The 26,577-nt window shown below is 64.6% G+C and carries 18 protein-coding genes; 9 read left to right on the forward strand and 9 right to left on the reverse strand.

All coding sequences use genetic code 11. From position 1 onward, the window contains the following. The first annotated feature begins 11 nt into the window (after window positions 1-11). Complete coding sequence (gene cyoE / locus NH396_RS08950; protein ID WP_043333143.1) at window positions 12-866, forward strand: heme o synthase; 855 nt, start codon at window positions 12-14, stop codon at window positions 864-866. Window positions 867-1,004: 138 nt separating this feature from the next. On the opposite strand, the gene NH396_RS08955 is transcribed toward cyoE, so the two are convergent. Continuing rightward, window positions 1,005-2,288: an aromatic ring-hydroxylating dioxygenase subunit alpha gene (locus NH396_RS08955; RefSeq protein WP_253063084.1), complete on the reverse strand. Its 1,284-nt coding sequence runs from the start codon at window positions 2,286-2,288 to the stop codon at window positions 1,005-1,007. A gap of 621 nt (window positions 2,289-2,909) precedes the next feature. On the opposite strand from NH396_RS08955, the gene NH396_RS08960 reads away from it, so the two are divergent. Continuing rightward, window positions 2,910-4,019, forward strand: coding sequence for a hybrid-cluster NAD(P)-dependent oxidoreductase (locus NH396_RS08960; protein WP_176676118.1), 1,110 nt, complete (start codon window positions 2,910-2,912; stop codon window positions 4,017-4,019). Window positions 4,020-4,216: 197 nt separating this feature from the next. Then, entirely contained in the window at window positions 4,217-5,749 is a 1,533-nt protein-coding gene (nhaC, locus tag NH396_RS08965) for a Na+/H+ antiporter NhaC (RefSeq protein ID WP_253063086.1), read from the forward strand. Window positions 5,750-6,308: 559 nt separating this feature from the next. On the opposite strand, the gene NH396_RS08970 is transcribed toward nhaC, so the two are convergent. Then, window positions 6,309-7,199, reverse strand: coding sequence for an AEC family transporter (locus tag NH396_RS08970; RefSeq protein ID WP_253063088.1), 891 nt, complete (start codon window positions 7,197-7,199; stop codon window positions 6,309-6,311). Between the two features lie 371 nt (window positions 7,200-7,570). Between NH396_RS08970 and glyA the strand changes: the two genes are divergently transcribed. The 6 genes from glyA to purU all read left to right on the forward strand — a co-directional run bounded on the left by glyA (window position 7,571) and on the right by purU (window position 15,518). Then, window positions 7,571-8,881 carry a serine hydroxymethyltransferase gene (glyA, locus tag NH396_RS08975; protein ID WP_253063090.1) on the forward strand — a complete coding sequence of 437 codons (1,311 nt, stop codon included), beginning with the start codon at window positions 7,571-7,573 and terminating at the stop codon, window positions 8,879-8,881. A 141-nt stretch (window positions 8,882-9,022) separates the two neighbouring features. Continuing rightward, a complete protein-coding gene (locus tag NH396_RS08980) occupies window positions 9,023-10,273 on the forward strand; it encodes a sarcosine oxidase subunit beta family protein (RefSeq protein ID WP_253063092.1) in 1,251 nt (416 codons plus the stop codon). A gap of 25 nt (window positions 10,274-10,298) precedes the next feature. Further along, window positions 10,299-10,625 (forward strand): sarcosine oxidase subunit delta family protein, encoded by a 327-nt coding sequence (locus tag NH396_RS08985; protein WP_176676123.1) that lies wholly within the window; start codon window positions 10,299-10,301, stop codon window positions 10,623-10,625. Continuing rightward, complete coding sequence (locus NH396_RS08990; RefSeq protein WP_176676124.1) at window positions 10,622-13,729, forward strand: sarcosine oxidase subunit alpha family protein; 3,108 nt, start codon at window positions 10,622-10,624, stop codon at window positions 13,727-13,729. Before NH396_RS08985 ends, NH396_RS08990 begins: the two co-directional genes overlap by 4 nt. Next, the gene (soxG, locus tag NH396_RS08995) at window positions 13,722-14,423 is read left to right on the forward strand and encodes a sarcosine oxidase subunit gamma family protein (RefSeq protein ID WP_253063094.1); all 702 of its coding nucleotides are present in this window, start codon (window positions 13,722-13,724) and stop codon (window positions 14,421-14,423) included. Before NH396_RS08990 ends, soxG begins: the two co-directional genes overlap by 8 nt. A gap of 219 nt (window positions 14,424-14,642) precedes the next feature. Continuing rightward, entirely contained in the window at window positions 14,643-15,518 is an 876-nt protein-coding gene (purU, locus tag NH396_RS09000; protein WP_176676125.1) for a formyltetrahydrofolate deformylase, read from the forward strand. Between the two features lie 128 nt (window positions 15,519-15,646). Here purU and fhuB read toward each other — a convergent pair whose 3' ends face one another. From fhuB to NH396_RS09035, 7 genes are all read right to left on the reverse strand, one after another. Then, window positions 15,647-17,770 carry a Fe(3+)-hydroxamate ABC transporter permease FhuB gene (gene fhuB / locus NH396_RS09005; protein ID WP_253063096.1) on the reverse strand — a complete coding sequence of 708 codons (2,124 nt, stop codon included), beginning with the start codon at window positions 17,768-17,770 and terminating at the stop codon, window positions 15,647-15,649. Next, window positions 17,757-18,713, reverse strand: coding sequence for an ABC transporter substrate-binding protein (locus NH396_RS09010; RefSeq protein WP_176676126.1), 957 nt, complete (start codon window positions 18,711-18,713; stop codon window positions 17,757-17,759). The genes fhuB and NH396_RS09010 overlap by 14 nt, the downstream gene beginning before the upstream one ends. After that, window positions 18,710-19,477: an ATP-binding cassette domain-containing protein gene (locus NH396_RS09015; RefSeq protein WP_176676127.1), complete on the reverse strand. Its 768-nt coding sequence runs from the start codon at window positions 19,475-19,477 to the stop codon at window positions 18,710-18,712. The genes NH396_RS09010 and NH396_RS09015 overlap by 4 nt, the downstream gene beginning before the upstream one ends. 99 nt (window positions 19,478-19,576) lie before the next feature. Continuing rightward, window positions 19,577-20,347 carry an RNA polymerase sigma factor gene (locus NH396_RS09020; protein ID WP_253063099.1) on the reverse strand — a complete coding sequence of 257 codons (771 nt, stop codon included), beginning with the start codon at window positions 20,345-20,347 and terminating at the stop codon, window positions 19,577-19,579. A gap of 228 nt (window positions 20,348-20,575) precedes the next feature. Further along, window positions 20,576-23,293 carry a GNAT family N-acetyltransferase gene (locus NH396_RS09025; RefSeq protein ID WP_253063101.1) on the reverse strand — a complete coding sequence of 906 codons (2,718 nt, stop codon included), beginning with the start codon at window positions 23,291-23,293 and terminating at the stop codon, window positions 20,576-20,578. Next, window positions 23,290-24,861, reverse strand: a complete 1,572-nt coding sequence (locus NH396_RS09030; protein WP_253063103.1) for a SidA/IucD/PvdA family monooxygenase — start codon at window positions 24,859-24,861, stop codon at window positions 23,290-23,292. Before NH396_RS09030 ends, NH396_RS09025 begins: the two co-directional genes overlap by 4 nt. After that, complete coding sequence (locus NH396_RS09035) at window positions 24,854-26,542, reverse strand: aspartate aminotransferase family protein (RefSeq protein ID WP_253063105.1); 1,689 nt, start codon at window positions 26,540-26,542, stop codon at window positions 24,854-24,856. Before NH396_RS09035 ends, NH396_RS09030 begins: the two co-directional genes overlap by 8 nt. Window positions 26,543-26,577: the final 35 nt, after the last annotated feature.

Raw genomic sequence — 26,577 nt, forward strand, 5'->3', positions numbered from 1 at the left:
GCGTGAGCCTGATGATCAAGGACTACCTGCGTACCACCAAGCCGGGCATTATCTTCGGCAACCTGATCACCGTCAGCGGCGGCTTCTTTCTCGCTTCCGGTGGTGAGGTGGATTGGGCGCTGTTCATCGCCACCCTGGTCGGGGTGGCGTTGATCGTGGCCTCAGGCTGTGTGTTCAACAACTGCATCGATCGCGATATCGACCGCCACATGGCACGTACCCAGGGCCGTGCTCTGGTGCAGGGCGACATCTCGCTGAAGGGGGCCTTCGTCTTCGGCAGCGTGCTGGGCCTTGCGGGCTTCTGGCTTCTGGCCGCGATGACCAATCTCATGGCGATGATCGCCGTGGGGCTGGGCTTCGTGATCTACGTCGGGGCCTACAGCATGTGGCTTAAGCGTGGCTCGGTGTATGGCACCCTCATCGGCTCACTGTCCGGCGCTGCGCCGCCAGTGGTCGGCTACCTGGCCGTCACCGGTCAGGCGGACATGGGGGCGCTGCTGCTGTTGATCATCTTCAGCATGTGGCAGATGCCGCATTCCTATGCGATTGCCATGTTTCGTGTCGATGACTATCGGGCCGCCAATATTCCGGTACTCCCGGTAGCGCGAGGCATGGAGCATGCCAAGCGTGTAGTGACGGGGTACATTGCCGGCTTCATCCCGGTGTCGCTGTTGCTGACACTGTGGGGATATACCGGCATCTGGTATCTGGTAGTCGCGACCGTCACGGGTGGCTGGTGGCTGTATCTGGCCGCCTGGCGCCTCAAGGATCAGCCTGATGCCTCCTGGGCACGCAAGCTGTTCGGCTTCTCCATCATCATCGTCATGGCGCTCAGCCTGATGATGAGCCTGGACACGCAGCTGTAATCCAGCCGTAGTACCTCCCGGGTGACCTGCCTTCGGCGTGTTGCCCGGGTGAAAGCCAGAAAACCCGCCACCGGCTTGCCGGTGGCGGGTTTTTTCTTGCCTGTCTTTCAGAGACTCAGGTTTCGAGGACTCAAGCCCTCAGGCCAGCTGTAGATGCGGCTCCTGCTGTTCCTTGAGCGCTTCCTGCATGCGCTCGGCATACCAGTCGACGAAGTCGACGACACCGAACTCGAAGGTCGCCGAGTAGGGGCCGGGCTGATAGGCGCTGGAGTTGACGCCGCGCTGGTTCTCTTCCACCAGCTGACGGTCCTGATCATTGGTGGCATCCCACACCTTGCGCAGCTTCTCGATGTCGTAGTCGACGCCTTCCACCGCGTCCTTGTGCACCAGCCATTTGGTGGTCACGCGGGTCTTGAGGGGGCCGATCGGGTCGACCTGGAAGACCACGGCGTGATCGCCCATGAAGTGGTTCCAGGAGTTGGGCAGGTTGAGGATGCGCAGCGAGCCCATGTCGGGGCTTTGCAGGCGACCCAACAGCTTCTTGCATGCTGGAGTGCCGTCCGTGGTCATCGAGACGGTGCCTTCCAGCAGCGGCGTGCGCGTCATGCGATTGCGGCGGCCGAAGCGCACCAGCTGATAGGGCACCTTCTCGGCATCCCAGTCGGCCTGCTTCTTCGTGACCAGCGCCTTGTAGGCTTCGGTGGCACGGGGGTCATCGGTGTCATCGAATTCCTGCAGGGTGTTGAGCAGCTCCGGGTGGGAGCCATCGCAGTGATAGCACTCGCGATTGTTCTCGATCACCAGCTTCCAGTTGCCTTCCTCGATGATGGAGGAGCTGGCCGCGACCTTGACGTTCTCCATGTCGTAGGGCTTGAGATAGAACTCCAGCGTCTTGAAGAACGGCTCACAGTTCTCGGGCTGCTCGGCGAGGTTGATGAACAGCATGCCACCGGCTGAGCGCACGTGGACGGGGTGCAGGCCGTACTCACTGGTATCGAAGGTGGTGCCCATGTCGGAACCGGCGAACAGCAGACGGCCATCCAGCTCATAGGTCCACTTGTGATAGCCGCACACCAGCTTGGCGACCTTGCCACGCTCGGTACTGCACAGGCGGGACCCGCGATGACGACAGACATTATGGAAGGCATGGATGGCCCCGTTGTCACCGCGCACGATGATGATCGGACTGTTGCCCACGTCCATGGTCATGAAGTTGCCCTTGAGCGGAATCTCGCTGCTGAGACCGGCAAACAGCCACTCGCGCTCGAAGATCTCCTTCATGTCGAGATCGAACAGGCGCTGATCATTGTAGAAGGGCTGGGGCAGGGTGTAGCCGGGACTGCGGGCCTGTAGAAGCCGCGCGGCGGCCTCGCGTACCGCCTGACGCTGCTGATCCTGAGCGTGTTCCAGTAAGTCGCTCATCGCGGTGTCCTCGCACGGTCGGTAGGCGCCGGGAGCAGGGTCGCCTTGGGTTGAGTGAGTGTGCTGATCATTGTTGTTGTGAAGCCGGGACAGAGAGAACGAGTGAACAGACCATTGCCGGGCAGCACCGCGAGTCGACATCAGTGCACCTATGAGTGAGTGCCGATGCATCGCGCGGTGCGTCGTCCCGTCCTGGTCGGTTCGGGTGTCGAGGGCGGCGCATGCCAGGAGGCCGCTCGTTCAACAGGATGGTCAGCGTGGAAGTTCAGGCAGCCCGCATGACATCTGAATGGCATTGCCACGCATGGAGCGCAGTGTGGCTGAGGTCAAGTCGCGACCTATGTCTGATGGCGACGCTCAATGATGCATTTCCGACGCCAATCGTCTGCGCAGGGGCTTTGAGGTACAGGCAGGCGCAGCGGCGAGGCGTGGGCAGGGGTCTGCGGGGGCGGGATTGGAGGGATCGGGCATGTTTCTGTCGTGCACGGATAAATGCCTGCCGAGCGCTGACTCGACAATCCTGAGCATGTCCCACCGTTGGCCGCGCACGCAGCGCAGGGTGGCCTGACACTGTCTCTTCACGAACATGTCTCCAAGAACAACATGCCCAGCGAGGCCTTCATGAGCACCACTCTCAGCAACTTCAATCCGGTTACGACGCAGACCTGGACCAACGGTCGACATGGCGTGCGCTGCGTGAAGGTCATTCAGGAAACCTGGGATGTGCGCACCTTCTGTTTCATGGCCGAACAGCCGGTGATGTTCTTCTTCAAGCCGGGACAGTTCGTGACCCTGGAGCTCGAGATCGATGCCCAGCAGATCATGCGCTCCTACACCATCTCCAGCTCACCGTCGGTGCCCTACAGCTTCTCGATCACCGTCAAGCGCGTGCCGGGCGGGCTGGTCTCCAACTGGCTGCACGACAACCTCAATGAAGGCGACGTGCTGGCGGTGCATGGCCCGGTGGGCAACTTCAACTGCATCGACTACCCGGCGGAACGCATTCTGATGCTGTCCGGTGGCGTAGGCATCACGCCCTTGATGTCGATGGCGCGCTGGTACTTCGATACCAACGCCAACGTGGACATCTCCTTCGTGCACAGTGCGCGCAGCCCGCGCGACATCATCTTCTGGCGTCAGCTCGAGTTCATGGATTCCCGCGTGCCGGAGTTCAACCTGCACGTCATCTGCGAGCGCTTCGAGACGGGCCAGACCTGGTCCGGCTATCGCGGCTATCTCACTGACGCGATGCTCGAGATGATCGCGCCGGACTTCATGGAACGCGAGATCTTCTGCTGTGGGCCCACGCCCTACATGAATGCGATCAAGCACCTGCTGCGCAGTCACGGCTTCGACATGAGCCGCTATCACGAGGAATCCTTCGGCGCCACGCCGGTCGAGGTCGAGGAGGAGGCCATCGAGCAGGCCGAACAGGCCGAGGTGCTGGCCGATGAACTGGACCGCTCCGATCTCATGCGGGTCGAGTTCTCCGCCACCGGCAAGTCGGTGCAGATCGCCCCGGGCGAAACCGTCCACGCCGCTGCCGCCAAGCTGGGTCTGCATATTCCCAAGGCCTGCGGCATGGGTATCTGCGGTACCTGCCGGGTACAGAAGGTCTCCGGCGAGGTCGCGATGGAACACAACGGTGGCATCACCGACGAAGACGTCGCCGAAGGCTTCATCCTGTCCTGCTGCAGTGTGCCCAATGGCGATGTGGTGATCGATTACTGATCCACAACCTGGCCTCCCGCCCTGCTGGCTTTCGCGAGCGATATTCACGGGCGGGCGCAGGCGCTGGACAAATGTGCTGGAAAATGAGGGGACATGTCGCATTCGCGCGGCTGGATGACGCAGTCAGTCAGCCTCGACTTCCCGGGTCCCATTAGCGTTGGGGGTACAAAAAGTACAACCAACTAATGGAGCAAGACATGACTCGGGACGTGAAGACCCCGCTACGGCCATCGCTCAAGATGGCCTGCCTGCCTATCGTGGCCACCCTGGCCGTTCTTGCGTTGCAACTGTTCGTGTTCGGCGAATTCACCCCGCATGTGCCGCTGGTATGCGGTGTCGCCATCACGGCGCTGATCGGCTGGAAGCTGGGCCATGGCTGGTCGGCGATGGAAGAGGGCATGATGCGCATCGTGCGTGTCGGTCTGCCCTCCATCGCGATCCTGATTCTGGTCGGCATGACGGTCGGGGTGTGGATCGCCTCCGGCAGTGTACCGATGATCATCTACTACGGGCTCAAGCTGGTCTCGCCGGAATACTTCCTGGCAGCGGCCATGCTGCTGTGCGCGGTGGTCTCGGTGGCGCTGGGTACCAGCTGGGGCACCGTGGGCACGGTGGGGCTTGCGCTGATGGGTATCGGGGCCGGCTTCGGCATTCCGCCGTGGTGGACCGCCGGCGCGGTGGTGTCCGGCGCCTTCTTCGGTGACAAGGTCTCGCCGCTGTCGGATACCACCAATCTGGCGCCGGCGGTGACGGGCGTGAATCTGTTCGCGCACATTCGCAACATGATGCCGACCACCATTCCCGCCATGCTGATCGCGCTGGTGGTCTATCTGGTCGCCGGCAACCTGCTCGCCGCCGGTCAGGTGCTGGATCTCGAGCGCATCACCGCCATCACCGAAGGGCTTTCCGGACACTTCACCTTCAATCTGTGGGTGCTGATGCCGCCGCTGCTGGTGATGACGCTGGCCGTTGCGCGCATGCCGGCACTGCCGGCGCTGTTCGTCGGGGTACTGGCCGGGGCGGTCGTGGCATTCGGCGTACAGGGCGAGGCGGTCAAGGCGCTGTTCGGCTATATGCAGGGCGGCTACGCCTTGAGCACCGGCGTGAGCGAGATCGACAGCCTGCTCAATCGCGGCGGCATCATGTCGATGGCCTGGGTCATCCTGCTGGTGATGATCGCACTGGCCTTCGGGGGCTTGCTGGAAATCATCGGTTGTCTGGAGGCGCTGTGTGCCGCGGTGCTGGTCAAGGTGCGCGGTATCTTCGGTCTGCAGGTCGCGGCCAGCTCCACGGCGGCGCTGACCAATGTCATCGCGGGCGACCCCTACCTTTCCATCGCTCTGCCGGGGCGCATGTACGCGCCGGTCTATCGGGGTGAGGGATACTCGACGCTCAATCTGTCGCGCTCACTGGAAGAGGGCGGCACGCTGATCTCGCCGCTGATTCCCTGGAATGCCGGCGGCGCGGTGGTCGTCAGTTCACTGGGGCTGATGGCCGGTGGCGTGGGCATGGAGGGGCTGCTTTACATACCGCTGGCCTTCGCCTGTTGGCTGTCACCGTTGCTGGGGCTGCTCTACACCCTGCTTGGACGCTGCATCATCCGGGCCGATGATGCCGAGCGCGCCGAATGGCAAGCCAGCGGACATGCCGTGACAACGCTGGCCCAGCTGCGTCAGCAGCAGGCCGAGGGCCTGGCGGGACTGCAAACCGCCACGCCTGAGGTGCGTTGACAGTCTGCCGGGTATGAGTGCTCTAAGACTTCATGCTCAGGTTCATGAGCAAGTCGACTCGCGCAGGAAGACGGCACAAACCATCTGGAGGTGCAGACGACTTCGGGGCTACCCTTCAGATGTTGCCACGTGAATGAGCGCATGCAGTGCAGGGGCTCTGCGAGAAGTCTCGCCAGGCCATGCCAGGTGTCGCCCTGGTGTCATGAGCACAAGGCCCCGTTGGGCTGCATGCCCTCTTCAGCTGCGGGTCGAGAGCGGAGAGCGTTCACGTCAGGTCCACGACTGCCACTCCAGTCACGGGTTTGGTCAAAAGGGCAATGATGACACAGGGGAACGGTGCGCCACCTCCAGGCCGGGAGCGGGTGCCAGCAGGACTACAAGGCTGATCGTCGCAACAGGAAGCGCCGTGCTGCTCAATATCGGGATGGTGCAATACCGTCTTCTTCACGGCACGGCAGTTTCCGCAGGAAGGTGTCACACGACCACGCAAGCTTCAGGCTCGCGTGGTTTTTTTATGCCTGTCATTTACTGCGGGAAGGCTCGGGCAGCCGCCGTCGGGTCAGCCCAGTGTCGCCCCCAGCGCCGCCAGCAGCATGGGCAGATAGAGGAAGGCGGCGAGCGTCGAGCAGAACACCAGCGTGGCCACGTACTCCGGCTCACGCCCGGCCTTCTGGGCGAACATGTAGTTGTATACAGCCACCGGCATGGCCATCTGCATGGTCAGCACATGCAGTGCCAGCGGGGGCAGGTCCAGCAGGGTGCCGATCCCCCAAGCACACAGGGCGGCAAAGGGAATGCGCAGGACACTGAAGCCCACGCCCGCGGCCAGATTCTTGACGCGAATGCTGGCCAGCGACACGCCCAGGGTGATCAGCATCAGCGGCACCGTGAAGCCGGAGATCAGCTCCAGGCTGTTGGCGACAAAGCGTGGCATGTGTACATCACAGAGCAACATGATGGTGGCGAGGATGCTGGCCCAGATGGTCGGCGAGCGCACCACGCTGCGCAGCGGGTTGCCGCTGGTGCTGGCAAGCCAGGCGCCGAGGGTGAACTGCAGCAGCGACATGGTGACCATGATGGTGATGGCGTAGGCGAAGCCGGCCTGACCGAAGGCGTAGAGCGAGACGGGAAGACCCATGTTGCCGACGTTGGAGAACAGCAATGGCGCCACCGCCACCTTCCAGGGCTTGCCGATCAAGCGCGCGAAGGGCCAGCTCAGCGCCAGCAGCAGGGCCATCACGGACAGCGTCGCCAGGCCCGTGCGCAAAAAGCTCGAGTTGTCGATCTCGGCGCTGCCCAGCGCATTGAGGATCAGCGCCGGTGTGCCGATGTAGAGCACCAGCCGGGTGATGAAGGCCATCGGGTAGTCATTGCCCAGCCTGACCCAGAAGAAGCCGATGGCGGCGCCACACAGTACCGGTGCCATCACCGCCAGCAATTCCATCAGCATATTCTCAACTCCCTTCCCCAGGCGCGCGCTTGCATGGATCAGTCGTCACCCGGCGCCTGATCGCATGGTATCGGTGTCTAGCATACCTGCCCGCAGGGGCGTCGGTGTAGCGCCAGTGGGGCAGCCACCATTCGCAGCAGCTCTGTGCGGGCCGACGGGATGTCGTTTTTGCCTGCCGATGTCGCATTCGCGCTGCGGTGTGACGCTGACAAGCAGTTTGCCGCAGGGGGGCAGGGCTAGTATCGGGTCAAGACAGCCACCCAAGGCCTTGGCGCCGGGCTGACTCGACAGGATCTGAGCGAACAGACGATCACTGATCACCCTTCATCGAACCATTCCAACAACAACGATCCGCTTACCGGAGGCGCGCAATGTCTCAGCAACATGGCTACACCCGTGATGACCGACTGGCCAGACTCGACCCTGCACTGGCCGAGGCCATCCTCGAAGAGACAGCGCGTCAGGAAGCGCATATCGAGCTGATCGCCTCCGAGAACTATGCAAGCCCGCTGGTGATGGAGGCTCAGGGCAGCCAGCTGACCAACAAGTACGCCGAAGGCTATCCGGGCAAGCGCTACTACGGCGGCTGCGAATACGTCGACAAGGTCGAGACGCTGGCCATCGAGCGCGCCTGTGCGCTGTTCGGCTGTGACTATGCCAACGTGCAGCCGCACTCCGGCGCCCAGGCCAATGCGGCCGTGTTCATGGCACTCGTCTCGCCGGGTGACACCATCCTCGGCATGAGCCTGGCGCATGGCGGTCACCTGACCCACGGCGCGGCCCCCAACTTCTCCGGCAAGCACTACAACGCCATCCAGTACGGCCTGACCGAAAGCGGCGAGCTGGACTACGAGGAGATGGAGCGTCTGGCGCGCGAGCACAAGCCGAAGATGATCATCGCCGGCTTCTCCGCCTATTCGCGCCTGGTCAACTGGCGTCGCTTCCGCGATATCGCCGACGAGATCGGCGCCTCGCTGATGGTCGACATGGCCCATGTGGCCGGTCTGGTCGCGGCGGGTCACTACCCGAGCCCGCTGCCCTACGCCCATGTCGTTACCACTACCACCCACAAGACACTACGCGGCCCACGCGGTGGCCTGATCCTCTCCGCCACCGGTGATGAAGCGCTGCACAAGAAGCTCAATGGCGCCGTCTTCCCCGGTCAGCAGGGCGGCCCGCTGATGCACGTCATCGCCGCCAAGGCCGCGGCCTTCAAGGAAGCGATGAGCCAGGACTTCGTCAGCTATCAGGCCCGCGTGATCGCCAATGCCCGCGTGATGGCCGAGGTCTTCATGGCGCGCGGCTATGACGTGGTCTCCGGCGGCACCGATGACCATCTGTTCCTCGTCTCGCTGATCCGCCAGGGCGTGACCGGCAAGGACGCGGATGCCTCACTGGGCCGCGCCCACATCACCGTCAACAAGAACAGCGTACCGAATGACCCGCAGAGCCCCTTCGTGACATCCGGGCTGCGCATCGGCACCCCGGCCGCCACCACGCGCGGCTTCGGCGAGGCGGAGTGCGAGGCACTGGCCGGCTGGATCTGTGATCTGCTCGACGCGCTGTCCACCGGCGAGAGCGCCAAGGTGGAAGCCGAGGTGCGCGGCAAGGTCGAGGAAGTCTGTGCACGCTTCCCGGTCTACGCATCCAACAGCGTGACCGACCCCACCGCACTTGCCTGAACAAGGCGCTGGCGAGAGACAACGATAACAACGACACATGCCGCAAGCGCAGAGACATCACTCGGGTGACAAGAACAGATATCACTCGGGCGAGAGCACCGGACAGCGCTTGCGGTGGCAAAGATGTGAGGAGGGTGGCAAATGCAGCGTTACTCGGGATTCGGGCTGGTCAAGCATGCGCTCAGCCACCATGAGAACTGGCAGAAGGTCTGGCGTAGCCCAGAACCCAAGAAGGAATACGACGTCGTCATCGTCGGCGGCGGCGGGCATGGTCTGGCCACGGCCTACTACCTGGCCAAGGAGCACGGCATCACCAATGTCGCGGTGATCGAGAAGGGCTGGCTGGGCGGCGGCAACACCGCGCGCAACACCACCCTGGTGCGCTCCAACTATCTGTGGGACGAGGCGGCGGCGCTCTACGAGCATTCCATGAAGCTGTGGGAAGGCCTGTCTCAGGACCTGAACTACAACGTGATGTTCTCCCAGCGTGGCGTGCTCAACCTGGGCCACACCCTGCAGGACATGCGCGACATCCAGCGCCGCGTGAATGCCAACCGTCTGCAGGGTATCGACGGTGAGGTACTGGACACTCAGCAGGTGCAGGAATTGGTACCTGCACTGGACTGCTCGAGCCGGGCACGCTATCCGGTCCTCGGTGCCTCCTGGCAGCCGCGCGGCGGCGTGGCGCGTCACGACGCCGTGGCATGGGGCTTCGCGCGCGGTGCCGACAGCCTGGGTGTCGATCTGATCCAGCAGACCGAGGTCACCGGCTTCCGCAAGCAGGATGGCGCCATCGTCGGGGTGGAAACCTCGCGCGGCTTCATCGGTGCCAAGCGTGTCGGCGTGGTCACCGCCGGCAACTCCGGCGTGATGGCCGAGAAGGCCGGCTTCCGCCTGCCGCTGGAATCCCACCCGCTGCAGGCGCTGGTCTCCGAGCCGCTCAAGCCGATTCTCGACACTGTGGTGATGTCCAATCACGTCCACGGCTACATCAGCCAATCCGACAAGGGCGACCTGGTCATCGGTGCCGGCATTGATGGTTATGTGGGCTATGGCCAGCGTGGCAGCTACCCGACCATCGAGCACACCCTGCAGGCCATCGTCGAGATGTTCCCGGTCTTCTCACGGGTGCGCATGAACCGTCAGTGGGGCGGCATCGTCGATACCTGTCCGGACGCCTGCCCGATCATTTCCAAGACGCCCGTGAAGGGGCTCTATTTCAACTGCGGTTGGGGCACCGGTGGCTTCAAGGCCACGCCGGGGTCCGGCAACGTCTTTGCCTGGACACTGGCCAAGGGGCGCACCCATCCGCTGGCGGAACCCTTCTCCTATGACCGTTTCAACACGGGCAAGCTGATCGACGAACACGGCGCCGCTGGCGTCGCGCACTGAACCTGCCGTCAGGAGACGACCGACCATGATGCATATCTTCTGTCCCTACTGCGGCGAGCTGCGCGAGGAAGAGGAATTCCACGTCAAGGGCCAGGCGCATATCGAGCGCCCGAAGGACCCCGAAGCCTGCTCCGATGCCGAGTGGGGGGATTATCTGTTCTTCCGCAACAACCCGCGTGGCGTTCACCACGAGCTGTGGATTCACGCCGTGGGCTGTCGCAAGTATTTCAACATCACCCGCCATACCGTGACCTACGAGATTCTCGAGACCTATCGCATGGGCGAGCAGCCCAGCATCACCGGTGAGACGAAAGCCGATCCGACCACGCAAGCCAAGGGGGTGAGCGCATGAACCAGCAAGACCACCAGACCGCCGCTGCCCCGCGCCGTCTCGCCTCGGGTGGACGCATCGACCGCGCCACGCCGCTGACCTTCACCTTCAATGGCAAGCGCTATCAGGGCCTGGCAGGCGATACCCTCGCCTCGGCACTGATGGCCAACGGCCTCGACGTGCTCAACGCCAGCTTCAAGTATGCGCGTCCGCGCGGCCTGGTCGCCGCCGGTGCTGAAGAGCCCAACGCCATCCTGCAGCTGGGCAGCACCGAAGCGGGTCAGGTGCCCAACGTGCGGGCCACCCAGCAGGCGCTCTATGAAGGCCTGGAAGCCCACGCCGTCAGCGGCTGGGTCAAGGCCCAGAAGGACCTGATGAGCCGCTTCTTGCCGCAGGTCGGCAAGCTGGGCGGCAAGTTCATGCCGCCGGGCTTCTACTACAAGACCTTCATGGCGCCGGCCTCGCTGTGGATGACGTATGAAAAGTACATCCGCAAGGCCGCCGGTCTCGGGCGTTCTCCGCTCGAGGACGATCCGGACATCTACGATCACCTGCATCAGCACACCGATGTGCTGGTGATCGGCTCCGGCCCGGCGGGCCTGATGGCGGCGCTGGTTGCGGCCCGCAGTGGCGCGCGCGTCATCCTGTGTGATGAGCAGGAAGAGCTGGGTGGCTCGCTGCTCTCCATGTCGGCGGACTGTCTCGATCAGACCCTGGACGGCAAGCCGGCCATCGAATGGCGTGATGCCGTGCTGGCGGAACTCGAAGCCTGCGAGGATGTGCAGCTGCTGCCACGCACCACTGCCAACGGCTACCACGATCACAACTTCGTGACCCTGCACGAGCGCCGTACCGAACATCAGGCCGATCTCGCGCCCTTGAATGCCCGTGGCGCGCGTCAGGCACGTTCACGCCTGCACCGCGTGCGTGCCCATCGCGTCATCATGGCCACCGGCGCCCACGAGCGGCCGCTGGTCTACAGCCACAACGATGTGCCGGGCAACCTGCTGGCCGGTGCCGTCACCACCTATCTGACCCGTTACGGCGTCGCCGCCGGTGACAAACTGGTGCTGTCGGTCAACAACGACCACGCCTATCGCGCGGCGCTGGCCTGGAAGGCGGCCGGTCGTGAAGTGGTCGCGATCGCCGATGCGCGCCCGGCCCCTTCCGGCGTGATGGTCGAGGCGGCGCGTGCCGCGGGCATCCGCATCATCGCCGGTGCCGCCGTGATCGAGGCCAAGGGCGAGCGTCGCGTGACAGGCGCGCGCATCGCGGCCATCGATATCGATGCCTTCAGTGTGACGGGGGCGGTGGAAGAGCTCGCCTGCGACACCATCGCAAGCTCCGGCGGCTACAGCCCGGTGGTTCACCTGGCAGCGCACACCGGCGCACGTCCGGTATGGAGCGACGAGATCCACGGCTTCCTGCCGGCGCTGGGCGCCCCGATGCTCAAGGGCTTCGATGCCTGCGGCGCCGCCAATGGCAGCTTCGCGCTGGAAGACGTGCTGGTCGCGGCCTACGCCAGCGGTGTCGCCGCGGTGGAAGCCTGCGAGTTCGAGGTCGCGGCGTGCGAGGTGCCGGCAGTCTCCGAGCTGGCAGAAGCCCCGCTGCTGCCGCTCTACCAGGTGCCGCACGACAAGCCCACCGCTCGCGCCCCCAAGCAGTTCGTCGATCTGCAGAACGACGTGACCGCCGCCGGGATCGAGCTGGCCACCCGCGAGGGCTTCGAGTCCATCGAGCACGTCAAGCGCTACACCGCGATGGGCTTCGGCACCGATCAGGGCAAGCTGGGCAACATCAACGGCATGGCCATCGCCGCGCGCTGTCTGGGGCAGACCATCCCCGACACCGGCACCACCGTCTTCCGCCCCAACTACACCCCGGTGACCTTCGGTGCCATCGTCGGTCGTCACTGCAACGAGCTGTTCGATCCGATCCGCTACACCGCGATGCACGAATGGCACCTGGCGCAGGGAGCGAAATTCGAGGATGTCGGCCAGTGGAAGCGCCCGTGGTATTACCCGCAGGGCAGTGAAGACATGCACGCCGCGGTGGAGCGCGAGTGTCTGGCGGTGCGCGAGAAGGTCGGCGTGCTGGACGCCTCGACCCTGGGCAAGATCGACATCACCGGTCGCGATGCGCGCGAGTTCCTCAACCGTATCTACACCAACGCCTGGGCCAAGCTGGGCGTCGGCAAGGCGCGCTACGGCCTGATGTGTCATGACGACGGCATGGTGATGGACGATGGTGTCACCACCTGTCTGGCCGAAGACCACTTCCTGATGACCACCACCACCGGTGGCGCGGCCGCGATCCTGGAATGGCTGGAGCTGTGGCATCAGACCGAATGGCCGGAACTGGACGTGCAGATGACCAGCGTCACCGATCACTGGGCGACCCTGACCGTCACCGGCCCCGAGGCGCGTGCATTGGTCGGCGAGCTGACCGATATCGACCTCGACCGCGACAGCTTCAAGTTCATGGAAGTGCGCGAAGGGCTGATCGCCGACATTCCCGGGCGCATCTTCCGCATCTCCTTCACCGGTGAGCTGTCCTACGAGCTCAACGTGCCGGCCAACTACGGGCTGCATGTCTGGAAGCGTCTGTTCGAGTGCGGCCAGAAGTACGGCCTCACGCCCTACGGCACCGAGACCATGCACGTGCTGCGCGCCGAGAAGGGCTTCATCATCGTCGGTCAGGACACCGATGGCTCGATCACCCCGGAAGACCTCGGCATGCAGTGGTGCGTCGGCTACAACAAGCCGTATTCCTGGATCGGCAAGCGTGCGCTGTCGCGTCCGGATACCCGCCGCGACGACCGCAAGCAGATGGTCGGCCTGATTCCGACGCGCAAGAAGGCCGGCGATGAGCGCATCGTGCTGCCGGAAGGCTCGCAGATCGTCTTCGACCCCGAGCACGCCATCCCGATGCCGATGGTCGGCCATGTGACCTCCAGCTACTACAGCCCGACGTTGGGGCATGGCTTCGCGCTGGCGGTGGTCAAGGGCGGTGCCAAGCGCATCGGCGAGACGGTGTTCCTGCCCCAGGCCGATGGTACGACGCTGGAAGCCGAAATCACCTCACCGGTGTTCTACGACAAGAAAGGGGAGCGCCAGCATGTCTGATGCCACCACACTCGACCCGCAAGCGGGTGTCGCCGTCGAGGCGCAGCCGCAGGACATGACAAGTTCCCGGACATCGGTGATCGATCAGCGCCCGATGCCCGAGGTTCACGCTCAGTGCGCCCGTTCGCCGCTGGCGCATCTGTTCACGGCCCGCGATGACGGCGATGCCGGCGTTGTGCTTGAGGAGAAGGCGTTTCTCGGTCACCTGACGCTGCGCGGTGACCCCGCGCAGCCGGGCTTCGCCGAGGGTGTCGAGGCGGCGCTGGGTCTGGCGCTGCCGTTGACGCCGGCGACTCTCCATCAGAATGAGGGGGGGCGCTCGATTCAGTGGCTGTCACCGGATGAGTGGCTGATCCTGGTGCCCGGCGAGGAAGCCTTCACTGTCGAGAAGGCGCTGCATGAGGCGTTGGCCGGTCGCTATCAGGTGGTCAACGTCAGCGGTGGTCAGACCGTCATCTCGCTGAGCGGTGACCAGGCGCGGCAGGTGTTGATGAAGTCGACGCCTACCGATGTGCATCCGCGTGCCTTCCCGGTCGGGCGCGGCGTGCCGGCGGTGTTCGCCAAGGCGACACTGGTGCTGCGCCGCGTCAGCGAGAGCGAATTCGAGCTGGTGGTGCGCAGGAGCTTCGCCGACTATCTCGGCCGCTGGCTGCTGGATGCCAGCGAGGAATTCGGGGTCTGTATCAAGGCCTGAGGTCTGTATCTGGAAAGGTCTGTGTCTGGAGAGAGCTCTGTCGCAGGCGCACGCCACGACCTGAATCAACCGCCAGGGGCCTCGCCCGGGCCAGGAGGCGGGCTTCAGAAATACTGAAGCCCGCCTCAATAATATTGGTTTGTCGCGCAGGGCCTCGAATGCAACCCTGACGTTGCTGCTTCCAACAATAGATAATCCTTACATGACAGGCACCTACGTATGCGTGATACCTGGATTCTGACCGCCCAATGTCCCAGCCGCATCGGCACGGTGGACGTCGTGACACGCTACCTGCGCGAGCAGGGCTGCTATATCACCGAGCTCAATTCCTTCGATGACCGCCTGTCGGGGCGCTTCTTCATCCGGGCCGAATTTCGTCCGCAGACCGAGGCCGGTGCCCTCGATGACGGCTTCGATGCCGCGAGTTTCGAGCAGGGCCTGGGCACGCGTGCCGCCGACTTCGAGATGGACGTCAGCCTGAGTGCGCCGGATGAGCGCATGAAGGTGGTCATCATGGTCTCGCGCTCGGACCATTGCTTGAATGACCTGCTCTATCGGCATCGCATCGGCCAGCTGCCGATGGATATCACCGCCGTCATCTCCAACCATCCGGACATGGCACCGCTGGCCGAGTGGCATGGCCTGCCGTATCACCACCTGCCGATCACCGCCGAGACCAAGGCCGAGCAGGAAGCGCAGGTGTGGCAGATCGTGCAGGACACCGGCGCCGAGCTGGTGATTCTGGCGCGTTACATGCAGGTGCTGTCGAGCGACATGTGCGAGAAGCTCTCGGGGCGGGCGATCAACATCCATCACTCGCTGCTGCCGGGCTTCAAGGGCGCACGCCCCTACCACCAGGCCTACGAGAAGGGCGTCAAGCTGGTCGGAGCCACCGCGCACTACATCAATGATGATCTCGATGAAGGGCCGATCATCACCCAGGGCGTCGAGACGGTGGATCATGCCCACTATCCCGAAGACCTGATCGCCAAGGGCCGTGATATCGAGTGCCTGACCCTGTCGCGAGGCGTGCGTTATCACCTCGAGCGCCGCGTCTTCCTGCATGACAGGCGCACGGTGGTGTTCGGCAACTGAGTGCAGATTGCCAAACGAGAAACGCTGAAACACGAAGCCCGCGATCAGAGATCGCGGGCTTCGTGTCTTCTGGTCTCGTGTTTTCTGGCTGCGTGTCGTCTGGCTTGAGGCCTCTCATCGAGGGAACATCAGCTCGACTTGCGCAGACTCCACAGGAAGTAGCTGCCGCCGATCAGCGAGGCCATTAGGCCGGCGGGGATCTCGTAGGGCGACAGCAGCTGGCGGCCCAGCCAGTCGGCGAGCACCATCAGCAGAGCGCCGCACAACACCGCGCCGAGCATGTGCTCGCGAGCGCGGCTCAGCCCCAGCAGGCGTGCCAGATGCGGTGCCAGCAGGCCGACGAAGGACAGCGGACCAACGATCAGGGTTGCCAGCGCGGTCAGCACCGCCACCGCGCCCAGCAGCACCAGGCGGGCGCGGGTCACGCCGATGCCCAGCGCACTGGCGCTCGCCATGCCCAGCGGCAGGATATCCAGCCAGCGCGCCAGCGGACGCACCAGCAGCACCGCGATGATCGCCAGCGCGAGCACGCCGACCGCCGCGGAGAGGCCCACGTAATAGGTGGAGCCGGACAGCCAGGCCAGAATCTGCTGACCGCGCGGGTCGCCATCGGCAAGGATGATGCCGCGCACCGCATCGTAGAGCGCCGTGATCGCCACCCCGCACAGCAGCACGCGTTCGGGAATGAAGCCACTGCGAAGATTGAGCACCACCAGCAGCGCCAGACAGGCCAGCGCCCCGCAGATGCCTGCGCCCAGCAGGGTCAGTTGCCCCGGCGACGGGACCAGCAGCAGCGTCAGCATCAGGGCGATGGCGGTGCCGCCGCTGATGCCGAGAATCTCGGGGCTGGCCATCGGGTTGCTGGTCAGGCGCTGCAACAGGGTGCCGGCCAGGGCCAGCAGCACGCCGGCGCCTGCCGCCGCCAGTACCCTTGGCAGGCGGAAGTCCAGCACGCTGGTCTGGCCGGCCAGCAACTGCTGGAGCATGTCACCGCCCAAAGTCCAGCCATCGTCGCCATTGCCGACCAGCAGGGCCAGCATCAGGGCCACGCAGACCCCGGCCAGCAGCCAGCCGAGCAGGCGGTCGGGGCGGGGGTGACGATGCGTCAGGGACATGCCGTGATGACTGGCGGGGCCAGCCCCCTGGGCCATCTTGAGGCGCGGAATCAGCCACAGCAGCAGCGGCGCGCCGAGGGCCGCCGTCATCGCGCCGGTGGGAATCAGGTTGGGCAGCAGGCCATCGAGACTGGCGACCACCTGGTCCGTCACCGCCAGCAGCAGTGCCCCGAACAAGGGTGCCCACAGCAGGCGCTGCCCCAGGCGGCGCGCGCCCATCAGACGTACACATGCCGGTGCGGCCAGGCCGATGAAACCGATGATGCCCAGCACGCTGACCACGCAGGCACTCAGGAATACCGCCAGCCCCAGGCTCATCAGACGCAGCTTGCGCAGCGAGACGCCCAGGCTTCGGGCATTGGCCTCGTCGAGATCCAGCACTGCCAGCGGACGCATCAGCACCATCGCCAGCAACATGCCCGGCAGCAGGCGGGTGAGCAGCGTGATCACGCCATCCCAGCTGTTCTGGGCCAGCGAGCCTGCGCCCCATACCAGGGTGCCGTGCAGGGCTTCCTGATTGAACAGCAACAGCACCATGCCCAGCGCGCCGATGTAGAGATTGACCACCAGTCCGGCCAGCACCACTACGGTCGGCGACATGCCACGCGCCCAGGCCAGCGCAAATACAAGCCCCATGGCGGCAAGACCGCCGGCCAGCGCGACCCATTCACGGCCCAGCTGGAATCCATCACCTCCAAGGCCAGTACCGGCCATCAGCGCCGGGGCGAACAGCGTCGCCAGCATCATCGCCAGACTCGCGCCACTGGCGACGCCGAGGGTGGTGGGCGCAGCCAGTGGATTGCGCAGTACCTGCTGCATCAGCACGCCCGCCATGCCCAGCGCGCCCCCGGCCAGCAGCGCGCAGACCAGTCGCGGCCACCAGCTGACATGTGCCACCAGCTGGGCGGAGAGCAGTGCGCTGTCTGACTGGCCGAGACTGGCCGCATCACTGAAGTCGGGCGATACCCACAGTGCGGTCAGGCCCTGCATCAGACTCAGGCCTTCACGATTGAGCGCGAGGCTGCCCAGTACCACAAGGGCCAGGGCCAACAGGCTGCAGGCCCGGCCCGGCGTGAGGTGCAGCGGGTGTCGGTTTGATGCGGGGCGAGTGCTCATGGCCTGCTCAGTGGTTGCCATCGGTGGTCTCCCCCTCAGGTGCCGTCTCGCCGTCAATCAGATGGCTGGCGAGCAGTTCGGCGAAACGGTTGGCCGAGGGCAGGGCGCCGAAGCTCCAGACCGGGGGCAGGAACAGCGGTGCCGAGGCCTGACTGTTCTCGCGCACGCCGGGCATGGCCTGCCACAGGCCATTGCGTGCCAGGGCTTCGCGTCCGCCCGGCGGCAGCGGTTCCACCACCACCATGCGGCCCTCCAGCGTCACCAGCTTCTCGAGACTGACGGTGGCGAAGCCCCAGGCGTTGGTGTCGCCTTGCCAGGCATTGTCGATGCCCATGCGTTCGATCACGGCCTGGAACAGGCTGTTGTCACCGAAGATGCGCACATGGCGGTCATCCATGAATTGCACCATCAACAGCGGCAGCGGCGTCTTGCCATCGTGTGCCGACTGCTGGCGCAGTGCGGCGTTGTAACCGGCCAGGCGAGCGGTGCTCAGGCGAATCAGCTGTTCGGCCTGTGGCTCGCGCTGCGTCAGCTTGCCCAGCTGGCGCGTCGCGGTGACCAGTGTCTGCCAGGTGTCGGCATCCGGGGTATAGATGGCAATGCTGGTGACCGGCGCGATGGCCGACAGGCGCGGTGCGAGGCTTGCCAGCATCGGGCTGATCAGGATGTCGTCCGGGGCGAGGGCGGCCAGCTGCTCCAGGTTCGGCTGGGTGCGCAGGCCAAGATCCCGCGTGCCCTGCGGCAGCGCCGGTTGATCCACCCAGCTTGCGTAGGTTTCCACCTGCCCCACGCCCATGGCGCGGACTCCGATACCGGTCAGGGTCTCGGCCAGCGTCCAGTCCAGCGCCACGACGGGACGATCGACGAAGCCCACTGGTGCCTCGTGGTCGTCAACCGTCGTGGCAGCGCAGGCGGGACCCACCGCCAGCAGACTCAGACTGATCAGTGCCGACAGCCACTTCATAGCGGCACCGCGATCTGCTGCCGGCTCTGCGGCGGGGTGATCACCTGCATCTCGACGCCATAGATGTCCTTGAGCGTGGACGGGGTCATCATCTCGTCGGGCGCGCCCTCGGCCAGTACCTTGCCGCCGTGCAGCGCCACCAGGCGATCGCAGTAACGCGCTGCCAGATTGATGTCGTGCAGCACGATGATGATGCCCAGCCCCAGGGTATGACTCAGATGCGAGACCAGCTCCATCACCTCGATCTGATGGGCGATATCCAACGCCGCCAGCGGCTCGTCCAGCAGCAGATAGCGACTGCCCTGGGCCAGCAGCATGGCCAGCCATACACGCTGACGTTCGCCACCGGAGAGGGTATCGACCTGCTGGTTGGCGAAGGCTTCGGTGTGGGTCAGCGCAATGGCGCGCTCGATGGCTTCTTCATCCTTGGGTCCGGGACGCCCGAGCAGGCCGTGCCACGGATAACGGCCGAAGGCGACCAGTTCGCGGCCGGTCAGCGCTTCGGCCGCCGGCAGATGCTGCGGCAGGTAGGCCACGGCGCGCGCGAATTCCCGACTGCCGAACTGCGAGAGCGGGCGATCATCCAGCGCCAGCTTGCCACTGGTCGGCGTGTTCTGGCGCGCCAGCAACTTGAGCAGTGTCGACTTGCCGGAGCCATTGTGGCCAATCAGGCCATGCACCTGGCCGGGGGCGAAATCGAGAGACTGCGTCTTGAGCAGACAGCGCTCGCCGAGGTCAAAGCGCAGGTGATCGAGAGTGAACATGAAGGCATCGTCATCCGTGGTCAGGGCGTCAGGCTAAGGGCGATTCATTCTGGGCGACATGACGCGGAGACGTTCGCCCATCCGTGCTCCGCGGGGCCATCAGTGCTGATCGGCTCTTGCTATCGGGACGTCATCACGCCGGCGTCGTCGTCGCGCCTTGCTGGGCGGCGCGGCTGACATGCCCTGCGCGGCTGGCGGCGAGTCCGCGTCGCCCTGTTGGCAGGCGGCGCAGTCGTGGCTGACTTCATTGCGATAACAGCTCGCCGCGGCCAAACGCTTTTCGCAGTGTTGCTGCGCCTGGGTGACGTAGCGACCCGCCATGCGCTCGGACACGCCGAGACGCTCGCCGATCTCGCGCTTGGTCAGCCCTTCGAGGCGATACCAGGTCAGGGCGAGGCGAAAATGGCCTGCCAGCTCGGAGAGTGCCGCATCGACGACCTGCAGCTTCTGGCGGCGCGCCAGGCTCCTCTCCGGGTCCAGGTGGGCGGCCGCCACACGCTCATCACCCTCGGACACCGATTCGAATTCCGGTGCGCGGGACTGGTGACGGTGATGATCGATGATCAGGTTGCGTGCGATGCGAAACAGCCAGGCGCGCGGGTTGGCGGGCCAGTCACCGGTCAGGCGCAGACGCAGATAGACCTCATGGCTGATGTCTTCCGCCAGCTCATGCGAGCCCAGCTGGCGCACCAGAAAGCCGGTCAGTTCGTGACGATGCTCGGCAAACAGCTGGTCCAGCGAGTGGCGGTATTGCTGTGCAGCACAAGCCTGCAGCTCAGCGGGCGTTTCAGCTTCTGGCCCGCGTGTGTCAGGCGTTCGATCATCCGTGTCGCGATGAGTCCGAACTGGGGGCTTGGCGTGAGAGGGCATCCACGGCTCGCAATGAGATATGTCGTGATGGAAAGCCAATGGTATTGTTGTTACGAATCATTATCAATACTTGCTTGTCAGGCACGCCAAGGACCGCCCCTGTGCATGACGAGGGCGGTCCCGGTGCTGCTTGATATCACCCGGCAGTGACAGGGCGTTTCAGGTGTACGGCCCGAGACGCTGGGTCACTGCCTGGCGTGCTGACACTGCCTGGCTCGCCGTCAGCGCTCAGCGGCGGGCGAAGGCCGCGATGGGGTTGTCCAGCTCGCCCTTGAGCTGCAGGGCGCCGGACGGATCGGTGAGATCGACCATCTGCTGGTTATTGCGCAGCTGCAAGCGGTTGAGGCATGACAGCGTGAAGCGCGGTGCGAACAGGTCATGGCGCGCGAACTTGTCGGCCATCTCCGGATGGGCATCCTGGTAGGCGTGGATGCAGGCAGCGACACGCGACCAGAAGGTCTCCTCGCTCATCACCTGCTCGCGCACCAGCAGCGGCACCGCGAAGCGGAAGATGCAGTCGAAGACGTCGGTGAGCAGTGACAGGATGCGGATCGGTTCCGGCACCTCGACCACCAGCCGCTCGACCCCTGCCGGCAATTCGAGTGCACGGGTCTCATCGGTGGCGAACAGGCAGGCTTCCTCGGCGATGTCCTTCATCAGTGCACCACACGGCACGCCATCGCGCAGACGCATGATCAGGTTCTCGCCATGCGGCATGAACACCAGGTCGTGCTTGAAATAGCAGTGCAGCAGCGGCGTCATGTAAGCCGTCAGCCACTTGTCGATCCACGCTTCGGCGCCGATGCCGGAGCGCTCGATCAGCGCCGGCAGCAAGGCCTTCTCATCGTTGTCGACATGCAGCAGCGCGGCCATGGTCATCAGCCGCTCGCCTTCATCCTTGACGTCTTCCGGGCTCTCGCGCCACAGGCTGGCCAGCATCTTGCGATAGCCGACGGCCGCCGTGTCCGCGTCTTCCAGCACATCATCGCGATAGCCGATGGCCGCGACTTCACGCAGCAGGCGGAAGCCCCACTTCTCGAAGGACGGGTCCGAATCGATCAGGCCCTTAAGCCATTGATTGATGACCGGAGTGGCGCGCATGTAATAGGGCGACAAACCGCGCATGAAGCCCATGTTGAGGATCGATAGCGCCACCTTCACATAGCGGCGGTTCGGCTGATTGCGGTTGTAGAGCGTGCGGATCGACTGCTGCGCCTGATAGCGGTCCTCCCCTAGCCCCAGACAGACGATGCGCTGGCTTGAGATCTCGGCGGCGAAGGTGATCGCCAGCTTGTGATTCCACTGCCATGGGTGCACCGGCATCATCAGATAATCGGCGGCATCGAGGCCCTTGGCCGTCAGTTGATCCTCCAGGCGGGCCAGTTCGGCCTGACCCAGTTCCTCTTCCAGCAGACGGCGCGGATCGAGACCATCCACGGCGGAGTAGTGCGCGTTGTCGCGATGCACGGCGATCCACACCAGCGCGAAGGGCTGAGCGGCTTCCGGCGCGTAGGCGCGATAGTCCAGCGCATCGAAGCCCATGCGGCCATTGTTGGCGACGAAGCACGGATGGCCTTCGCTCATTGCCGATTCCAGGGTCTGGAAGGAGGCACCGGCCAGCACGCGGGCGGACTGGTTCTCGCGCACGGCGCGCTGCATCTTCCAGGCGCTGGAGGCAAGCGTGGCGCTGACCTCCTCGAGATAGACCGGCAGCAGACGCGGCGGAATCTCCAGCACATCGTTGAGTTCCAGAATCAGCTCACGCGCTTCCAGTGGCAGGGAGTTGCCGTCGGCATCCAGACGCTGGATGGAGGCGGCATCGATCAACCAGTGATCGAGCTGGAAACGTCGCGCCACGAAGCGATATTCCACCGCTCGGCGGCTGACGGGCGCCTTGTCACTTGCGGACTCGGCCAGCGGCAGGCGGAAGTGATGCCAGTTGTCATGACTCTGGCAGGCGGTGCGGGTGCCACAGTCATCGGCGCATCGCGGGTGGATAAGACGCTCGTGACTGAACTCGGCCAGCGCCTTGCGCACCAGCAGGCGATTGGCCTGCTGCCAGTCCGGCCCGGTGAGGTGCTGGCTGGCCACGGCCGGGTTGGCGGTGATGCCGCTGTCCAGACGCGGGCTGCGAGTGGCCAGAGCGGCGCGGAAGTCCTGCGGGGTGCAGAAACACAGGCGGGCCGGCTTGCCGTCGAGATCCAGCGGGCCATGATCGACGAAACCCACCGCGGCATTCAGTGGATGAATGGCGCGATTGCGGCTGTCAGGCTCGACCACCACGCGGCTGACGGGACGTACTGCATCTTTCCCTTCAGCGGCATGCTCGTCACGGAACTGGCCGGCGAAGATCATCGCCATGATCGTCTCGATCACCGCACGCGAGAAGCCGCTGATGGGGGCCTGGTCCTCGCTGCGCGGCGCGACGAGGAAGTGCATGCCGAAGTCGCCGGGCTGCACACTGTAATGCTTGCCGAGCGGGTCGTGTGCCGGGTCATAGAGTTCGACCAGAAACGCTGGCTGGTCGTTGTAGAGACCGACCCAGCCCTGGGCATGCTGGCTGTCTTCCAGACCCTGGTAGAAGTCATACTTGGCGGTGATGAGGTCATCACTCATGCCCCAGAAGCTGGCGCGTTCGCCGCTGGTCCACTCATCCACCAGCGCCATGTCGGCGGCGAGATCCAGCGGGCGCAGCGCGAATTCGGCGCGCTCGCTGGCGCTGTCATCCTGGGGCTTGCGCAGGCGCGCCTGGGCTTGCTCCAGCTCCACCGCGCGGCGGGTGAAGCGCGTTCCCGGTGCCGGGCTGAGCAGATCGAGCGGTGCCGGCGCGGCGAGCGATGTCGTTCCGAACACCTGCTGTGACGGTGTCGCTGCACTGTGAGAACTTGCCGCGCTGCTGGACTGTTCGGCGCTTGCGGCGCTGGTGATGTCGACTGGCATGTTCATGCGGTGGTCTCCCGGTGTTGCGGTGCAGCGGTGTGAGTCGTGTCGGTGGTGGCGGTAGCGGACGTACCGGTGGCGGACGTGCCGGTGGCGGACGTGCCGGCATGGATATCCGTCTCGCCGTAGGGCAGGTGTGCGGCGGGCAGCGGTGTGAAGCCATTGCCACAGCCCTTTTCAGAGCCGGGCGCGCCGAAGCTCTGGAAGGCGATGCGGCGCTCGATGGTATAGACCTCACGCCCGGTGATGGCGCGCAGGATGCAGCTGTTGCGATAGCAGGCCATGCCCAGGTCCGGGGCGGCCAGCGAGTGGGTATGCAGCTCGGCGTTCTGGACGAAGATCTCGCCGGCGAACGGCGATTGATCGCCCTCGTTGCCGTCGGTATCGGCGGTGCTCTGCGCATCGACCGCGTAGAAGCGACCGACGGCGTAGCGGCCTTCCTCGTCACGACGAATGCGCGACTCGATGCTGCGCAGGAAGGGTGGCGCCACGTACTGATAGCCCGTGGCCAGCACCACGGCGCTGGTGTCATGACGCCAGGCCTGCTGCTGTTCGCGCTGATAGAGCCCCAGCGTGAAGTCGCCGTCAGTCTCTTGCTTGTTCAGCGAGGTCAGTTCGGTATTGGTCATCAGGGTGGTGGGCACCACACCTTGCAGCTGCTTGGCGTAGAGGGTGTCGTAGATCTCGTCGATCAGCTCGAGATTGATGCCCTTGTAGAGCCCCTTCTGGGTCGCCAGCAGGGTGTTGCGCTGTTCACGCGGCAGGGCGTGGAAGTAATCGATGTAATCCGGCGAGGTCATCTCCAGCGTCAGCTTGCCGTACTCCAGCGGAAAGAAGCGCGGCGAGCGCGTGATCCAGTTGAGCTGGTAGCTGTGCTGATCGATCTCGCGCAGCAGGTCGAGATAGATCTCGGCGGCGCTCTGGCCGGAGCCGATGATGGTGATGGCCGGCTGGGAGGTCAGCTCGTCCTTGCGCGCCAGATAGTGGGCGTTATGGCACACGCGGCTGCCCGCGACCGGCACGACGTCACGTATGGCATCGGCGGCTTTGGGCAGGTAGGGCTGGGTACCGGTGCCCAGCACCAGCTTGCGTGCGCGATAGGCGAAGGCTTCGCCGGTGCTGGGGCGAGTGCCGCGCACGACATAGATGTCGCCGACATGCTGGATGTCCTGGACGTCGTGATCGAAGCGCAGGCTGGTCAACTCGCGCGCCGCCCACTGGCAGTACTGGTTGTATTCGCGGCGCAGCAGGAAGAAGTCTTCGCGGATGTAGAAGTTGTAGAGCTTGTCATGCAGCTTCAGATAGTTGAGGAAGCTGAAGTGGCTGGTCGGGTCGGCCAGCGAGACCATGTCCGCCATGAAGGGCGTCTGCATGCTGGCATCTTCCAGCAACATGCCCGGGTGCCAGTCGAACTCTGCCTTGCGCTCCAGGAAGACGCCGTTCACGTCTTCCAGCGGCTCGCTCAGACAGGCAAGGCTCAGGTTGAAGGGGCCGATGCCGATGGCGACGAAGTCGAGCACCTCATTGCGCGGTTCAGCGGTATCGGTGACGTGAGGAGTCGAGGTGTCATGCATGACGGCTTTCCTTGGCTTCTGTGGTGTGGCTGCGACGTTTGGCGGCCGGGGTATCGACCAGGGCTGCGGCGTGGCTTGCCTGGGCCGTGGTGCTGGCAGCCAGATGATGCGCCTTGACCAGCGCCTGGCCGTGCTGGCGGATCAGTTCGACCACCGCGGCGATGTCATCGCGGGTGGTTTCCGGGTTGAGCAGGGTGAACTTCAGATACTGACGGCCGGACACCTTGGTGGCGGCGACGATGGCCTCACCGCTGCGTGACAGGCGCTTGCGGATCTCACGGTTCAAGGCATCCCACTGCTCGGCGCTGAGGGTCTCTTCATTGGCATCATGGAAGCGGAACACCAGGGTGCTGAGTTCCGGCGCCTGGGCGACATCGATGTCCGGTGCCGCCTCGAGCAGCTGATAGCCCTCGCGGGTGAGATCGATCACGCAATCGAGCATGTCGCCCAGCGCATCGGCGCCCATCAGACGCAGGGTCATCCACAGTTTCAGGGCGTCAAAACGACGCGTGGTCTGCAGGCTCTTGTTGACCTGATCCGGCGTGCCTTCACGGGCCTGAAGTTCCGGGTTGAGGTAGTCGGCGTGATAGGTGACGTGGCGCAGCTGGGTGCGGTCACGCACCACGCAGGCGCTGCAGCTGACCGGCTGGAAGAAGGTCTTGTGGTAATCGATGGTGACGGAGTCCGCCATCTCGGTGCCCTTGAGCCAGTGTCCGTGACGACGCGAGGTGATCAGGCCGCCGCCGTAGGCGCCATCGACATGGAACCAGATGCCACGTGCATGGCATTCGCGGCCGATGGCCTCCAGCGGGTCGATGCTGCCGAAGTCGGTGGTGCCTGCGGTGGCGACGACGGTCATCGGGATCAGGCCTTCGGCGCGGGCCTTGTCCAGCGCTTCCCGCAGTGCATCGGGGTCCATGCGGCGACGCTCATCCACGGCGACCGGGACGACGGCGTTGTGGCCGAGACCGAGCAGGGCACAGGCCTTCTGCAGACTGAAATGGCTGATGCCGGAGGCGAAGACGCGCAGGCGCCCGGCTTCCGGCGGCAGGCCGTGGGTCTGGTTGCCGGGGTGGTTGGGCAGCTTCTCGCAGACCGCATCACGGGCCAGCAGCAGCGCCATCAGGTTGGATTGGGTGCCGCCGCTGGTGAAGATGCCGTCGGCAGTCGGCCCCAGCCCCAGGCGCTCGGTGGTCCAGTCGATCAGGCGCTGCTCGATCAGGGTGCCGCCGGCGCTCTGGTCCCAGGTGTCGAGGGAGGAATTGATCGCGCCCAGCAGGCTCTCGGCCCACACACCGGGCAGCACGACCGGGCAGTTGAGGTGCGCGATGTAGCGGGGATGATGGAAGTAGACGGCATCCTTCAGGTAGAGCGACTTGAGCTCCTCCAGGCCGGCTTCGAGGCTCTCGAGGGGCGTCTCGAGATCGAGGTCGGCGAAGGCCGGACGCAGAGCTTCCGGGGTGATGCCACTGAACGGTTGCTGGACACTGTCGAGCTGTTCAGCCACCAGGGTGCTGATGCGCTGCATGCCGGTTTGCCAGGCATCCATGTTGGCAGGCGAGAACAGGGCGGCGCTGGGCGAGCGGGACAGGGAGCCCGCACAGGCGTCGGTCTGGGTGTCAGACGCGGAGGATCCTGCGGCAGCGCCGTAGGTGGCGGCGGAATCTTGAAGGCTGTGCATTACATAACCTTATGCGAATGTTCGCAGATAAAGAC

The sequence above is a fragment of the Cobetia sp. Dlab-2-AX genome (assembly GCF_024124625.1).
GTDB lineage: Bacteria > Pseudomonadota > Gammaproteobacteria > Pseudomonadales > Halomonadaceae > Cobetia.

Excerpts from the sequence above, each read along its gene's own strand:
- cyoE (WP_043333143.1), top strand. The coding sequence starts at position 12 with ATGATCAAGGACTACCTGCGTACCACCAAGCCGGGCATTATCTTCGGC.
- NH396_RS08955 (WP_253063084.1), bottom strand. The coding sequence starts at position 2,288 with ATGAGCGACTTACTGGAACACGCTCAGGATCAGCAGCGTCAGGCGGTA.
- NH396_RS08960 (WP_176676118.1), top strand. The coding sequence starts at position 2,910 with ATGAGCACCACTCTCAGCAACTTCAATCCGGTTACGACGCAGACCTGG.
- nhaC (WP_253063086.1), top strand. The coding sequence starts at position 4,217 with ATGACTCGGGACGTGAAGACCCCGCTACGGCCATCGCTCAAGATGGCC.
- NH396_RS08970 (WP_253063088.1), bottom strand. The coding sequence starts at position 7,199 with ATGCTGATGGAATTGCTGGCGGTGATGGCACCGGTACTGTGTGGCGCC.
- glyA (WP_253063090.1), top strand. The coding sequence starts at position 7,571 with ATGTCTCAGCAACATGGCTACACCCGTGATGACCGACTGGCCAGACTC.
- NH396_RS08980 (WP_253063092.1), top strand. The coding sequence starts at position 9,023 with ATGCAGCGTTACTCGGGATTCGGGCTGGTCAAGCATGCGCTCAGCCAC.
- NH396_RS08985 (WP_176676123.1), top strand. The coding sequence starts at position 10,299 with ATGATGCATATCTTCTGTCCCTACTGCGGCGAGCTGCGCGAGGAAGAG.
- NH396_RS08990 (WP_176676124.1), top strand. The coding sequence starts at position 10,622 with ATGAACCAGCAAGACCACCAGACCGCCGCTGCCCCGCGCCGTCTCGCC.
- soxG (WP_253063094.1), top strand. The coding sequence starts at position 13,722 with ATGTCTGATGCCACCACACTCGACCCGCAAGCGGGTGTCGCCGTCGAG.
- purU (WP_176676125.1), top strand. The coding sequence starts at position 14,643 with ATGCGTGATACCTGGATTCTGACCGCCCAATGTCCCAGCCGCATCGGC.
- fhuB (WP_253063096.1), bottom strand. The coding sequence starts at position 17,770 with ATGGCAACCACTGAGCAGGCCATGAGCACTCGCCCCGCATCAAACCGA.
- NH396_RS09010 (WP_176676126.1), bottom strand. The coding sequence starts at position 18,713 with ATGAAGTGGCTGTCGGCACTGATCAGTCTGAGTCTGCTGGCGGTGGGT.
- NH396_RS09015 (WP_176676127.1), bottom strand. The coding sequence starts at position 19,477 with ATGTTCACTCTCGATCACCTGCGCTTTGACCTCGGCGAGCGCTGTCTG.
- NH396_RS09020 (WP_253063099.1), bottom strand. The coding sequence starts at position 20,347 with ATGCCCTCTCACGCCAAGCCCCCAGTTCGGACTCATCGCGACACGGAT.
- NH396_RS09025 (WP_253063101.1), bottom strand. The coding sequence starts at position 23,293 with ATGAACATGCCAGTCGACATCACCAGCGCCGCAAGCGCCGAACAGTCC.
- NH396_RS09030 (WP_253063103.1), bottom strand. The coding sequence starts at position 24,861 with ATGCATGACACCTCGACTCCTCACGTCACCGATACCGCTGAACCGCGC.
- NH396_RS09035 (WP_253063105.1), bottom strand. The coding sequence starts at position 26,542 with ATGCACAGCCTTCAAGATTCCGCCGCCACCTACGGCGCTGCCGCAGGA.